14 protein-coding genes are annotated in these 15256 nt (G+C 42.5%); 1 reads left to right on the top strand and 13 read right to left on the bottom strand.

Annotated features, from left to right (window positions below):
* Window positions 1-4 precede the first annotated feature (4 nt).
* Window positions 5-1633, top strand: coding sequence for a hypothetical protein (locus DEG18_01025; GenBank protein ID HBX58178.1), 1629 nt, complete (start codon window positions 5-7; stop codon window positions 1631-1633).
* Between the two features lie 169 nt (window positions 1634-1802).
* Here the strand turns inward: DEG18_01025 and DEG18_01020 are convergent, their stop codons facing one another.
* The 13 genes from DEG18_01020 to DEG18_00960 form a co-directional block, all read right to left on the bottom strand.
* Window positions 1803-2117: a hypothetical protein gene (locus DEG18_01020; GenBank protein ID HBX58177.1), complete on the bottom strand. Its 315-nt coding sequence runs from the start codon at window positions 2115-2117 to the stop codon at window positions 1803-1805.
* A gap of 186 nt (window positions 2118-2303) precedes the next feature.
* A complete protein-coding gene (locus DEG18_01015) occupies window positions 2304-3497 on the bottom strand; it encodes an RNA polymerase sigma factor RpoD (GenBank protein HBX58176.1) in 1194 nt (397 codons plus the stop codon).
* 1 nt (window position 3498) lies between these two features.
* Window positions 3499-5340: a DNA primase gene (locus DEG18_01010; protein ID HBX58175.1), complete on the bottom strand. Its 1842-nt coding sequence runs from the start codon at window positions 5338-5340 to the stop codon at window positions 3499-3501.
* A 110-nt stretch (window positions 5341-5450) separates the two neighbouring features.
* The gene (locus DEG18_01005) at window positions 5451-6479 is read right to left on the bottom strand and encodes a capsule biosynthesis protein (GenBank protein ID HBX58174.1); all 1029 of its coding nucleotides are present in this window, start codon (window positions 6477-6479) and stop codon (window positions 5451-5453) included.
* Between the two features lie 121 nt (window positions 6480-6600).
* On the bottom strand, window positions 6601-8832 hold the full coding sequence (locus tag DEG18_01000; protein ID HBX58173.1) for a hypothetical protein: 2232 nt from the start codon (window positions 8830-8832) through the stop codon (window positions 6601-6603).
* Window positions 8833-8836: 4 nt separating this feature from the next.
* Window positions 8837-10195 (bottom strand): hypothetical protein, encoded by a 1359-nt coding sequence (locus DEG18_00995; GenBank protein HBX58172.1) that lies wholly within the window; start codon window positions 10193-10195, stop codon window positions 8837-8839.
* Window positions 10196-10255: 60 nt separating this feature from the next.
* Entirely contained in the window at window positions 10256-10648 is a 393-nt protein-coding gene (locus DEG18_00990) for a hypothetical protein (protein ID HBX58171.1), read from the bottom strand.
* A gap of 49 nt (window positions 10649-10697) precedes the next feature.
* Entirely contained in the window at window positions 10698-10958 is a 261-nt protein-coding gene (locus tag DEG18_00985; protein HBX58170.1) for a hypothetical protein, read from the bottom strand.
* Between the two features lie 17 nt (window positions 10959-10975).
* Complete coding sequence (locus DEG18_00980) at window positions 10976-11659, bottom strand: hypothetical protein (protein ID HBX58169.1); 684 nt, start codon at window positions 11657-11659, stop codon at window positions 10976-10978.
* Complete coding sequence (gene alr, locus DEG18_00975) at window positions 11656-12801, bottom strand: alanine racemase (protein HBX58168.1); 1146 nt, start codon at window positions 12799-12801, stop codon at window positions 11656-11658. Before alr ends, DEG18_00980 begins: the two co-directional genes overlap by 4 nt.
* A 15-nt stretch (window positions 12802-12816) precedes the next feature.
* Entirely contained in the window at window positions 12817-13917 is a 1101-nt protein-coding gene (gene rsgA, locus DEG18_00970; GenBank protein ID HBX58167.1) for a ribosome small subunit-dependent GTPase A, read from the bottom strand.
* Window positions 13918-14031: 114 nt separating this feature from the next.
* A complete protein-coding gene (locus DEG18_00965) occupies window positions 14032-14802 on the bottom strand; it encodes an undecaprenyl-diphosphatase (GenBank protein ID HBX58166.1) in 771 nt (256 codons plus the stop codon).
* 13 nt (window positions 14803-14815) lie between these two features.
* Complete coding sequence (locus DEG18_00960) at window positions 14816-15127, bottom strand: AraC family transcriptional regulator (protein HBX58165.1); 312 nt, start codon at window positions 15125-15127, stop codon at window positions 14816-14818.
* Window positions 15128-15256: the final 129 nt, after the last annotated feature.

Raw genomic sequence — 15256 nt, 5'->3', positions numbered from 1 at the left:
TGAAATGGCTTCCGAAAACCAAAAAATACAAAGAATAAGAGTCGACTGTGCAATTCTATATTGCCGGGTATCCACTAAAGAACAGGCAGAAGAAGGGTATTCCCTAGCCGCGCAATCGGAGTTGCTCAGGACTTATGCTGCTTCCAAAAACCTTAAGATCGTTAAGGAGTTCTCTGTACCAGAATCAGCAAGCGGAAAACAGACACGAAAGATATTTAAGCAGATGATTGATTATGCTGTTGACCATAATACTGGCAACATCTTATGCGAGAAAATCGATCGGATGACTCGAAATCAAAAAGAAGCAATTATAGCGGGCGATTGGGTTTTTGAGAATGAAAACCGAAAAGTACACTTCGTAAAAGAGAACTTCATAGCAAATAAGAATACCAAGGCCCACGAGAATCTGGTATGGGATATGAAAATTGCTATTGCTAGGTTTTACTCAAACAACCTGTCCGAGGAGGTTAAAAAGGGCCAGGCACAAAAACTGAAAGAGGGCTGGCTTCCCACTAGGCCCCCTATCGGCTATAAGACCATCGGAGAAAAGGGCAGGAAGATCCACATAGTTGATGAGAATAAATCGCCGTATGCTCGTCGTATGTTTGAATTGTATGCTTCCGGTCAGCATTCACTAAAATCACTTGTTGAGCTGTTATATCGAGAAGGTTTAAGAAATGAGTCCGGCCGAAAGATACTTAAAAGCCGGATTGCAGAACTTTTGTCTGATCCCTTTTACTACGGTTCGATGGTTTGGAAAGGTGTTATCTATCCGGCCAAGCACCCGGCATTGATATCGAAAGAGTTATTTGACCAGGTGCAGTCCCTCATGCATTCCAAAACAACGCCTAAACACAGGAAGCACTTCCACCTCTTTAAGCAGTTGGTTTACTGTAAGGCCTGTGGTGGCACCGTATGTGGTGAGATACATAAAGGGCGAACCTATTACCGATGTAACGGCTATAAGGGTTGTAGGGGCCTAAAATTCGCACGTGAGGACCGGATAGAGGCCCAGGCCAAGGAGATATTCGACTGGTTCCACCAAGGGCTTGATCCGGACGAAATTGCCCTGGTCCAGGAAGTACTAAAAAGCAATCATCGGGAAGAAGTTAATTACTTTGAAAATGCAACCGAGAATCTGGATCGACAATTCCAGATTCTTCAGCAACGCAAGGATCGTTGCTATATAGACAAGCTAGACGGCAAGATATCTGAAGACCAATACAACCGTAATATCCAAACGTGGGACCAGGATCAACAAAGGGTTATCGATGAAAAATCAAAATTAAAACAAAACAATACTCATTTCCTCTTACTCGGTAGTTCTTTTATGGAATTGGCCAGAAAATCAAAAGAAATATACGAATCACTAAAAGACGACATACCGGCAAAAAGAGAGTTCATGTCGCTTATATTCTCGAACCTTACTTTAAACGGCGAGATATTGGGCAAATTCTATAAAAAACCGATATTAAGGATAAAAGAAAGGGCAGAACAGGCAAAACTACAAAAACAAACTTTAGAACCGCCAAAAAGTGGCTCTAATCCAAACCAAAACGCCCTTTCGGGCGCTGGTTTGAACCCTCTGCTCCGCGACCAGGACTCGAACCTGGAACCTTCTCCTTACACGTAATCCATGTCTTACGACACGGGGTGGACTATATCTTCGCCCTATCTTACCTTACGATTTAGGCGTTTCGGTATCTAGTCTCTACGGCGCCCTCGTAAAATTTACGAGGTTCCCACGGTATTACCCATCCACCAGTCGGCGGACTAGGGCTTCACCGTTATCCCGAAAAGTTTCAATCCGTCTTTCGATCGGAAAGCTGCGTTATGCCGCCTTCTATCTCACGATGACAATTTGCGCAGACAAGGATACATTTATCAAGTTCTTGTTTAATCTTTTCCCAAGATCTCGTATATCCTTTATCTCCGATGCCAAATTGCTTATCAGATATGTGGTGCATATCAAGAGCTCCTTGATACTTACAATATCCACAAACTTGGCATTTGCCACCCTTATATTCTATCGCTAGACTTTTGACTTTGCGTCGCCTTTTGGCGACCGCTTTTATCAATTCCTCGCGACGATCGGCATAGGTTCTTTTATCCTTCATTAATAACATTATAGCGCTATTTCGAAGGAATAGTCTCCACAGGGAGCCGCTCTACCATTGAGCTATCGCGGAATGTATTGTTCTATAAGAACTTAGATATTTTAACAGAAGAACTCCGTGCATTCAAGGGTCTCAAATCAAATGGCGGCCAAAGGCCGCCATTTGATTTGAGACGAGTTGTCTCGGCTATTCGTAGCCCTTTAACTTGCCCAACTTGTGATGTTGTCGAATTTTATCCAAAGCCTTGGCTTCAATTTGTCTAATACGCTCGCGAGTAACGGCAAACACCTTACCAACCTCTTCGAGAGTGTGAGTCACGCCATCGGTCAATCCAAATCTCATATCTAGTATTTTCTGCTCTCTTGGAGTTAAGTCGGCGATGATTTCGTTAATATATGATTTTAATATTTTTCTAGCGGCGGACATCGATGGCGAAATCGTATCTTCGTCTGGAATAAAACTCTCTAGACTTGAATCCTGATCATCATCATCGCCCACCGGCGCTTCGAGAGAAATCGTTTCCTGTGAGATCTTCATGATGTGCCTAACCTTATCCACGGCAATGCCCATCTCTGAAGCAGTCTCTTCCGGCATAGGCTCACGACCAAGATCCTGCACTAAGCGTCGTACTACCTGTTGGTATTTATTTATAGTCTCAACCATGTGCACCGGAATGCGGATAGTTCTGCCTTGGTCAGCTAAGGCACGAGTAATAGCTTGCCTAATCCACCAAGTAGCATAGGTTGAGAATTTATATCCCTTTTTGTAATCAAACTTTTCTACGGCCTTAAATAACCCAATATTCCCCTCTTGAATCAAATCAAGCAGAGTCAAATTAGCCGAGCGCCCCACGTACTTCTTGGCGATCGAGACCACCAATCTTAAGTTCGAAAGAGCCAGCTTCTGACGAGCCGCTTCGTCGTCCTTCTCAATTCTTTTAGCCAATTCAATTTCTTCCTCGCTAGTTAAAAGTGGATATTGCCCGATCTCTTTCAAATACATCTGCACCGAATCTGACGAAGAATCGCCAAACTCAGTTTCGATTTTTTTCTTAGCATCGTACTCTTTGACTGATTCTTCATGAAAAACCCTGCCAGATTCAATAACATTAACATTTGCCGCATCGAGTTTGTCATACAAGGCCTCTAGGCCCTTAATATCCTTCTCAATATTGGGAAAAGAATTTAAGACTTCGGCCTGAGTTACAAAGCCTCTGTGGCGTCCTTTTTCGATCAAAGCAAGAACGCTGCTTTCGCTTAAAATTATCTTACCAGGAGCTTTAGACTTCTTAGCTACCTTCTTCTTGGTTTTTGGAGCTTTAACTTTATTCTTGGGCTTGATCGCTTTCTTCGCAGTCGTCTTTTTTGTTTTTTTGGCCATTTTATATGTTATTTATCTCAACCAATTCCTTGGTTAGATTTGTGAACTTCGATATCAATTCACTAATCTTATCTTTATCACCCGTCATCTCGGCTTCTTTCATCTCGTATTCGAGATTGACTAGACGAGCGACAATCGAACGGTGAACTATTTTTTGCAAAACAGACTTGAATTCTATCCTTAGATCTTCGTCTTGAAAATCTTTCCAGAGTTCTTGTGACCTCAGGAAGGCAAACTCTAGCTTCATCGCCGCCGCACCGTCAAAACCCTTAACGACCTCGGCGAAATTAAAGTTCTCTAGATCTAGCTTAGATAGCACCGTCACAACACCAGATACGCGAGGATCAATTAAGTCCAGATTGATCTTGACCAGCTCATCTTTAAAAATCGATGGATTCTTTATGATGATGGATAACAGCGCCTCGCTAAGTATATCCACAGCCAATTCATTATCAGGTGCCCACCCCACGGCAGCCACCGTTGGGACTGGCCCAGCCGAGACATTCGAACCCCCTTCATAAACACCTAAATCATCTTTAGCCGCTAAGACATCAGCCTCAAGTGCCTCTTCCTTAGTTTTTAAAAAGGATGCCAAGTGACTAATCCAATGGTCCTTCTCAACTTTGCTGACAATTCTTCTTATAAAAGGTGCCAGCGCCGCAATAACGGCTTTCTTCCCGTCAACCGATGACGGGTTTATCTGCGATCTCAAATTGTCGAAATAGAACTGTATGACCGGCTTTGATGCAGAAACTAACTCGGCCCATTTGGAACCATGCTTCTGGACAAAGTCAGCCGGATCCTTGCATAAAGGATCTTCTATTGAAACTACTTTTACACTGAAATTTTGGGCTAAGGCGAGGCCTATGCCCCTTCTTGTTGCTATCGCTCCGGCCTGATCGGTATCGAATGAGAAATCCAAATTACTTGTATAGCGCTGTAGGATTTTTAAATGATTTGGTGTCAGCGCTGTGCCGGATGTGGCGACTACATTAGTAACGCCGGCCTGGTACGACATGAGGGCATCCATATTGCCCTCGACCAGCAGACATTTGTCTGATTGGCGTATACTCTGTTTCGCCTTACTTAAGCCGTACAATACCATACTTTTGTCATAAATGGAAGTCTGGGGCGTGTTAATATATTTAGCTGGCTCTTCGCCCTTAGTCTCTAACGGTCTTTCTGCTTGAAACACTCTGCCCGTGAAGCCGACCACCCTCCCGTTTAGATCAAATATGGGGAATATAATTCGAGAACGAAATCGGTCATAAGCGCCACTCTTATTTTCTCTCTTGATGGCCATACCCGCGGCCACGATATCTTGCTCCTTATATCCCCTCTCTCTTAAAAAAGATGACAAGGCCTCCCAATCGTTAGCCGCAAAGCCCAATCTAAATTCATCTATGGTGCCCTCTTCGAGGCCTCTTTCTTTCAAATACTTTAGTGCCTGCATGCCCGTTCTAGAGGCCCTAAGTTGTTTCTCGAAAAACTTAGTTGCTAATTCGACGATATCATACAGAATGGCTTTCTCGTCTTTTTTCTGATCGATTAGCTCGTAGTGCTGTAATTGTATGCCAGCTTTCTGAGCCAGTATGCGCATAGCATCTGGAAATTCGACGCCCTCGATCTCTTTTACGAAAGCAAATATATCGCCGCCTTTTTGACAACCAAAACAATGCCAAATCTGCCTCTCTGGCGATATATAGAAAGATGGCGTCTTCTCATTATGAAACGGGCAACGTGCCTTGAAATTCATACCCGCCTTCTGAACTTTGATATAGCCAGAAAGGACTCCGACTACGTCTAGCCGCTCTTTTATTTTTGAAATATTATCGTCTGGCATCGCAATTTATTTATACCTTTTTCCTCGAAAAAAACAAATGAGCCATACGGCTCATGTCTAATCTCGCGCCCCGAGAACCAAGAAGCGGGCCCTTGATGAGAAAATGTCCGTTAGGGCTGGACTATCCTTGGCCTAGAATAATCGTCAATAACGATTCTAGTCAAATCGTATTTTTCGACTCCATCCTTTGAAAAATATATTTTTACAATTTCACCTTCACGGGTTTTCTGTGACCACATCTGATCAAATACAAAATTGCCTAAACTGTAGAAAATGTATTTGCCCTTATATTCCTCTACCGTTTGAGTCCAATGCGGATGATGCCCAATAACCAAATCAGCGCCCGCATCCACAGCGCCTCGAGCGAAACTTGTTTGTCTTTGATTGGGCACGTCGGTATATTCTGTACCCGAGTGCATCGAGACAACAATCACATCGGCAATGCCTTTAGCTACCTGAATTGCCTTCTTGGCCTTAGCTAAATCCATTATAGCTACGCCTGGCTGAATCACTTCTATAGCGGCTCCTGGAGGAAGTACGTCGATATCAGTAAAAGCCAAGAACGCGAACTTGATCCCGTTTATATTTATGTATTTTGGCCCATAAGCTTCCACTTCATTATTACCGGCACCCACGAAATCGACACCAGCCGATATAAGATATTTGAAAGTATCGGCTATGCCCTGAACACCAAAATTCATCGAATGATTGTTGGCCAAAGAAACTATTTTGATATTAGCGCGAGCCAAGGCACCGGCAACCTCTGGGTCAGAACGGAAAACGACATCTCCACTACTTACGCTTGGCCCAGACGTTATGGGCGTCTCTAGATTAGCGAAAACCATGTCAGCGCTTTTTAGATATCCCGCCATGGCTGAGAACGGATAATCATACCCATTCTTTTTCATTTTCTGAGCCACTGTTCGTGACGTCATGACATCGCCCACAAAAATAATAGAGGCCCCATTTTTACTCGCAGGACTCGGCGTGGGCTCGACAGTAATCTTTTCTTTAACAATATTAGTCTTAGTAAAATCTTTTATCTCCTGATCATTATGCGTGTACCCCAAAACAAAGAATACGGCCATAAACATAAACCCCACGGTAGCATATATGATACTTTTATTTTTGTCGGTCATACCATCAGCGATAAGTCGCCAGTTACAATTATTGTTGTACGCATTATAGCATAAGACGGGCCGTTGGCCCGTCTTATGCTATAACCTACTACCTATTTCACCAATTCGATAGCATCGCCTATCAAATTATTTTTTTACGTTTCAATAGAAGCGAATTCGATACCACCGACACCGAGCTAAGTGCCATCGCCGCCGAAGCGAATATCGGATTCAATAACAAACCGAAGAACGGGTACAGTGCGCCCATGGCTACGGGAATTAGAATAATATTATATCCAAACGCCCAAAACAGATTCAACCTGATCGTCTTCATGGTTTGCCTAGAAAGACTTATCGCTGACGCGATCGATCTCAAGTTTTTATTAACTAATGTTATGTCGGCCGCTTCGATGGCGACGTCGGTGCCGCTACCCATAGCAATGCCGACATCGGCTTGAGCTAGGGCCGGCGCATCGTTGATACCATCACCTATCATAGCCACGATCTTATTCTCCGACTGGACTCTTTTTACTTCGGCCTCTTTCTCATCTGGCAAAACCTCAGCCAATACCCTGCCTATGTTTAATTTCGCAGCGATAGCATTAGCCGTTTTTTTATTATCACCCGTTAGCATAATAACCTCGATCCCCATTTGCTTAAGAACTTCTACGCCGGCAACGGCGCTGTCCTTAATTACATCTGCCACAGCGATCAAACCGATGACTCCATCCTCAGATCCAAGAATCATTACCGTCTTAGCGCTATCTTCAAGCGAGTCTATCGAGTGCTTTAAATCCCCGAGATCTATGCCATTATTTTCGGATAGCTTCCTACTACCAATACTATATTTAGTGTCACCAATTACACCCTCGACACCAAGTCCAGGAATCGCCCTAAAACCTACCACCGCTTGAATACCTATATTCAGCCTCTTGGCCTGGTTGACTATACTCTCAGCCAAAGGATGCTCCGAATTAACTTCCAGTGAAGCGGCTATTCTCAAAATTGCCTTCTCGTCATAACCTTCAACGAATTTAACATCGGTTACTTCCGGCTTGCCGACTGTAAGCGTTCCGGTTTTGTCGAATATTACCGCATCAACCTTGTGGGCGATCTCCAGGCTCTCGGCATCTTTAATAAGAATCCCATTCTCGGCACCCTTTCCCGTACCAACCATTATTGCCGTTGGCGTGGCTAAACCCATAGCACACGGACAAGCAATTATAAGTACGGCAATTGCATTAAGTAGAGCATAGGATAGCGTCGGCGCGGGCCCCCAAATATACCAAACGCCGAAGGTAACGATGGCAAGCACAATAACAATCGGAACAAAATACGACGAAACTTGATCGGCCAATCGCTGAATCGGCGCCTTACTGCCTTGAGCTTCCTGAACCATTTTTACAATTCTGGCTAACATGGTCTCCGATCCAATTTTCTCCGCCCGAAAGATAAAAGCTCCATTCTTGTTTATGGTAGCCCCAACAACCGAATCATTCTTCTTTTTAGTTACTGGCATACTCTCGCCAGTAATCATGGATTCATCTACCCATGATTCGCCCTCCATAATAATTCCATCAACGGGAATTTTCTCGCCAGGCTTAACCCTAATCAGATCGCCGATAACCACAGCCTCAATGGGCACATCAACTTCAATCCCATCTCGAATTACCCGTGCACTTTTGGCCTGAAGTTGTAGTAATTTTTTGATCGCTTCCGACGTTCCCAGCTTCGCTCGCGACTCCAGAAATCTTCCCAAAAGTATTAGCCCAATTATCAACGAAGAGACATCGAAGTATGGCATTGCTTCGACTCCAATTGCTTTGACGTATTCGGGGAAGATAATTACGAATATGGAATAGATATACGCCACGGTCGTGCCTATAACCACGAGAACATCCATGTTCGCATTTCCATGAGCGATAGCTCTAATTGCCGATTTATAGAACTGCCTGCCAAACCAGAATTGAACTGGAGTGGCAATAATTAGCTGCAGCCAAAAATTCCTCAAAATCGCTGGTGCCGTATCCATCAATCCTGGAAAACTGCCCCACAATATTAGCCCACCCAATACAAGACTAACCACCACTTCCCACTTCAACTTACCGAGATCTTTAACCATGTGCTCCCTATGCTCATCGGCACTCATGGTCTCTTCTTGAACCATGGCTTCGTAGCCAGCACTAGAAACTGTTGACATAATCTTGTTGTCATCAACCTTATTACGATCGAAGGTAATCGTAGCTTTCTCGTTAGCTAAATTAACGTTTGCCTCCACAACGCCATCAATCTTTTTTAGTGACTTCTCAATCATCAACACGCAAGAGGCGCAGTGCATCCCCTTAATTGTATATATTTTTTTAGTATGTTCCATGATTTTAATCTACGACATTAATTATGCCTGTATACATGCCCATGGCACAGCTAAATTTAACTGAGCCAGTTCTTGTCGGAGTAAAGGTAAGTTCATTCCTGCCTTCTTTCAAATAAGTCCCGACACCATATTCTCTAATCACGAAACTAGAACTACAAGAATATAAGTCAGTCCCAATGACTGTCAGTTTGACCGGGATCCCATTTTTGACCTGGATCTTGTTCGGGCTATACCCTCGAGCAGATTGTGTTATCTCGACAATCTGATAGCCGTCAACCATCTGAGCCTCAACACCATTGTCTCGTTCTACTGTCTTGCCTTGGGATATATTGTCTAAATTAAACCCAGTAAGATTGTAACCATTAGTAACAGTCCATAAGCCGAGAATTAATAGCACCAGGCCAACAAATCTAAAGAGTGCCTTACCGATACTTCCATTTACCAACGAAGTGATGCTCCCAATACCAATTAGTCCAGGCAAAGTGCCAATGGCAAATAGAAGCATAACTGTGCCACCGCCTAAAAAGCTACCAGTACTAATAGCGTAGACCTGCATAGCCTGAGTAAAGCCACAGGGCAAGAAAAATGTTAATGCTCCGCTCACAAACGCGGACTTATGACTGTATTCTTTTGTTTCCGTCTTAACCCCAAAGAACCTCGCCAAACCCTTCGGCAGTGATAAAGTCGTAGCGCTGAATCTTGGAGAGATCTCTGTCAATTTTAGCCCCAGCATCAGCATGGTGAGCCCCGCGATAACAACGATCAGCCCAAGGCCAAGCCCAGACAGTCTAAATACCGAGCCGAACAGTCCAATTAAGCCGCCCAATAATCCGAAAGAGGCAACTCGGCCTAAATTGAAAAATATGTGTGGCTTAAATTTTTGCGCGAAGGTCGCTTCTGGGTGAATCTCGGCATGTCTAGCTGATATACCGAATAACAATCCCCCCACAAGAGCCATACAAGTCGAAAGACCCGCAGTTAAACCAATAAGCAAAACTGTTAAGTAGCTCGGCTTCGCTCCAAATTTGAAACCAGCCAAACTAATGTCGAGCGAGGCGAATACTAGATATATTATCGCCACGATGGCGACCGACAGAATAAACCAGAAATATACGACAGGATTCTTAGATATTAGTGGCAGACTTTCCTTCTGGCCCATGTCGTATCCCAGAGATTTAACCGCTTTCAGTATATTGCCATACCTCGGCTCACTGCCATCATATTCTATACTTACCTTGCCACTGCCGTAATTAACACTAACTGAACTCACTCCATCAATCTTAGATAGCTCATCCTCTAGCAATATCTCACAGGAACGACAATGCGTACCCGTTACATAGTAGATTTTCTTTTGCATAACCATTTAACTTAATTTTAACAAAAAACAAAGGCGAGATCGCCTCCGTGTCCAATATAAGTTTGATTATGCAAATATTTTGGGATTGACTACGCCATCAGACATAGCTAAAGCGAGCCCCCTAAAAGGATTTAAAACAAAGTTACGAAATTCAATAGTAGATCTGCGCGACATGAAAGGTTCCCGATCGCTGATGATCGTAATGCCACGCAAAGCGAGTCCAACCGATAGATACGACAGAAAAATCATCATACTGAACAGTACCAACGAAGAATCTACGACCGAACAGAAAAGTGAGGTCCAAACAAATAGATGCGTTAATGGACTATCAGAAGTTGCGCCACTTGGTCCAGTAGTCGCACAGTCATGGTGATGCTCATGGCCTATCAAGGCGAACTGACTTCCGACAAGAAGTATCAGCATAATAAGGCTAAAAATTGTGAGCTTTCTTGTGAACATTTTATATATTTATACGCTGCATTATAGCTTAAACCCACGCTCGGATCAATTATTCTTTATTGCCCCAGCGCCAGCCCGGCTTCTCACCAGTCTTATAGCAAATCCAGATCAGCACGATGGTCAATACAATCTCGGGAAGGACAACTGAGTAAAAAACATTGCCCCCAGCCATTAAAACCTTATCGGCACCAAGAGAGATCCGAATAAAGAAGAATAGATAGGCAACGATGATCAGCCAACCTTGCCATGTAGACGGATACCAGCCCCAACCATACGTCTTAGCTCTAAACCAAATTATTTTATTTTTCATAGTATATTTAAATGTTTTTAAGCTTTCAGGTTTAGTATGTATCTGTTGAGATACATGAATGGTATATTCACTATTCCCACCAGCCACTTCAAAATTGTTTGGCCAAGAATAAGCGGAAAGATTGGAGAAATACCCAAGAATGCGATAGGTATAAATATCAGACTATCGATTAGTAAAGCCGGCATCGAGCTAAATACATTACGCGCCCATAGATGCCTACCCTTAGTATATTCCTTAAACCAAGAATATATATAGGCATCCAGGTTCTCAGAAACAAGAAAAGCTATCCAGCTGGCCAGAGTTATTCGAGGAACCATGCCGAATATTTGCTCCCAGGTATTCTGCATATTCCAAAAAGGTGCCGGAGCTAAGCGTGTGCCCAGCCAAAAAAAGAAGACCATCGCCACCTGAGACACGAATGCTATCGCAATCATCTTTTGAGTCTCTCGTCTGCCAAATTTCTCGTTTACGATATCGGTAAAAAGATAAGTAACAGCAAATAGCAGGACTCCGCTTGGGCCATAAAAAGTCGCGAACCCTAGATCGAAAACAGAAATTTTAGCGGCTAAGATTTGAGCCACCAAAATAAAAGTCACGTATAAGCCGATCAGCAAATCCGGCTTATTGTATCTTCTGGCATACCAACTCCCCAAAAGCGTGAAGCTGGTAATCCCTATTATCCAAATGATGATTAGCGTCATATAATTGTCCTTCTTAAATGGGGCGGAATGTGAATCAATATCTCGTACGGGATTGTATCACATAAATTAGCTATAGACTCAATGGAATTAGGATCTCCGATTTTATCACTCATCAATATACATTCATCTTCAATAGTTATGGAGCTGACGCCGCTCACATCAATCGTAGATATATTCATGCTCACTCTGCCAATGATTGAACAGAATTGATTTCTAATCCTAACAAATCCCCTGTTGGATAAGCGTCGATCTACACCCTCGTAATATCCCGCGGCGACGGTAGCCACCTTCATATCCGACGGAGCAGTAAAGGTCTTGCCGTAACCAACCTCGTCGCCCCTTTTTATGTTTTTTATTCCCGTTATTTTTGCCACCATCTGCAATGCTGGCTTTAAGCCCACTTCTTTCTGGCCAATCCCATAGAGTCCAAGCCCGAGCCGACACATATTCGCATTTATTCGATCTTTGTATTTAATTCCAGCCGTGGAGCTGATGTGTTTGTATTTTAAATTTGGTAACTTGGAATCGATAGACGCCACAACCTTGTTCCATGCGTCTATCTGCTTCAAAGTAAAAGATTCATCAACGTTATCGGCATCAGAAAAATGAGAGCAAATCCCTTCAAGGATGATGTTGCTATTTTTCTTAATCAGCTGAATCGCTCCATCTGTCTGCTCTGGCAAGATTCCTTGGCGACACATGCCGGTATCGATCTTTAGATGGAATTTTTGAGCATAGTGCAAATGATTAGATATATACACCAGCTGATCTAGGCTTGTGATCACGAAACTACAGCCACCAACAACGCCCTGATTTAATTGTTCTAGAGTAGTGTATCCTAAGACTAAAATATTGCTTCTTATCTTGCTCTGCCTAAGCTTAAGCGCTTCATAAAAAGAGTCTACTGCTAAAAAATCACAGGCTTCGTGATCGAGTATCCCAGCAACCTCTACCAAGCCGTGGCCGTAGGCGTTGCTCTTTAAAACAGGTATAAACTTCAATCCCAGAGAAGAGCTCTGATATTGATGAAGATTATGGAGCAGATTATCCTTAGAAATTTTTACCTCAATTAAGGGATCATATTTAATCCTTGGCTTCTTAATCTGGGATATTATCTTCTTGAGCGTATTTACAATTGCCATATCGCTTATCCAAAATTACGATTCGAGATCCTTCAACTGATCTAGTGCTTTTTTTACAAATTGGCCAAATTTACGATCCTTCTGCTTTCTATCAAGATTGGACATTCCATAATACTCATTTTCTTTTCTTAATCTAATATAGTTTTGGTATTTAGCGTCATCTAATTCCCCACTCTCGACGGCTTTCAAAACAGCGCATCCAGGCTCCTGCATATGGGTGCAATCAACATATTTACACTCCTCGGATAAGGCAGTTATTTCGTTAAATATATTTTCTATGCCGTCGCCGGCGTCAGCCACTCCAACCTCTCGTGTGCCTGGATTATCAATTACGATTCCGCCATTTTCTAAGAAATACATTTCCCTAACGGTGGTTGTGTGCCTCCCCCTACCAGTTGACTGGCCTATCTCCCTAGTCTCAATCTCGTCCTTTTTTAATAACTTATTTATCAAAGATGACTTGCCCACGCCAGACGATCCAAGAAAACAATATGTCTTGCCTCCCTTTATATAGTTCATCAATTCGTCTAGCCCCTGTTCAGCAACAGTGCTAGCTACGATAATGTCGACATCGCTAAACCTTTCTCTTATTTGATCAATTTTCAGATCCAATTCATCTTTTGAAATTAGATCGATTTTGTTTAATACGATAGTCGATTTGATTTTCCCCTCACTGGCCAAGACAAGATATCTCTCAAAACGATTCAAATTGTAATCCCTATCTACTGATTCCACGATAAAAGCGACATCAATGTTAGTAGCTATAATTTGAGTATCTTGCTTATTGCTGTATTTCTTTTTAAGTATTGTTCTCCTAGGTAGGATTTTATAGATAATCGCCCTTTCTTCATCGGCTTCGGCTATAGCTACCCAATCGCCAACAGCCGGATAATCTTCTCTTTTTGTGGCATCAAATATTTGTTTTCCCGTTATTTTGGCCAGATATTCTTTCTTAGCAGTCTTAACCTTGTATGCTTCTTTGTGTTCAGCTACAACTCGAGCCACTATGCATTGCGGTAAAGCCAAAGACTGCCATTCTGATTCAAAAAAATCATCATAGCCTAAATGCTCAAGTTCAATTTTATTGATTTCATCAACCATATACTGTCCAATCATAGCACATCATTAAACCGCCTCAAGCTCGCCCGAAAAGAAAAATCAGGGGAGGATCTCAAGATCCTCCCCTGATTTGCAAGACTTACTCATCATCACTCAGACTTATGCGGAGGATCACAGGATAATTAGCAAGAAAATTAAGCCAATAATAATTCGGTACAGACCGAACAATTTAAAATCGTGTTGTTGGATATAGCGAAGTAAAAACTTAATAGCTAGAATAGCAACCAAGAAAGACACAATGAGCCCCACAGAAAGTTGGCCAAATTGATCGGCCGAAAAAGTAAACCCAGTTTTTAATAAATCATAGCCAGTTGCCGCTAGCATTGTCGGCACAGCTAAAAGAAAAGAAAACTCTACAATGGTTTTTCTCTTTATGCCCAAGAATAACCCGCCCAAGATTGTAGCACCAGCACGTGAGACGCCGGGCACCATGGCGATTGCCTGACAAGTTCCGATTAGAAAACAATTTTTATAAGAGATATCTTCAATATTCTCAGCGGCATCAGCCTTTTCCTTATGCCAATATTCAAAGACAATAAGAAGAATACCTCCCAGTATTAACGCCCAAACAATGACGGCCAAGTTTTCCATTAAATAACCCTTGAATATCTTATAGAGCAGAAAGCCGAAAATTGCCGTTGGCAGAAAGGCAACGATAATTCTTTTAATTATCTCCTTGCTAGACACTATTCTCTTCCAATACAGCCATATAACCGCCAAGATTGCACCAAGCTGAATAACGATTTCAAAACTTTTTACAAACTCCGTCTGGACGATGTTGAGAATTTTCCCACCTAAAATTAAATGGGCCGTAGAAGAAATAGGAAGAAATTCCGTAAGTCCCTCGACTATACCTAGAATAATACTTTGCCAATAATCCATAGACTAAAGATCTTTAGCTCAATTTTTTCATCACTTCGGCGAATTCTTCATCGGTCGCCATTTCGCCTTTTAGAACCTCGCAATTTTTGTCCCGCCAATACGATAGCTCTCCCATATTCTTTCTGGTTACTTTTTCTGCCATTTGTCGATCGCCTTCAATCTGAGTCATAAAGAATTGGACACCGCCCTCGAAAATTTCTTCGCACGACTTAACGCTACCATCGGTATTAACGCAATACAGACAAAAATTTGAATTCTCGTCTCCATTATCAAAGTCTTCTTTTTTGGTTAGGGGCATTCCACATGCCTGACAATTTTTTTCCATAGATTTGTTCGATTATTATTAATTATTTTGTTGTTGCTTTAAATTTAGCATTTTTATCTTTTCAATTCCATGCCACATTCCCCTACGTCTTAATCTTCAAAAAATAATCCGCTAGAAATTGTAAAACAA

The sequence above is a fragment of the Candidatus Yanofskybacteria bacterium genome, from assembly GCA_003514055.1.
Classification (GTDB): domain Bacteria; phylum Patescibacteriota; class Minisyncoccia; order 2-02-FULL-40-12; family GWA2-44-9; genus UBA12115.
Note: the sequence above shows the minus strand (reverse complement) of the source record. Positions and strands in the feature narration are given on the sequence as shown.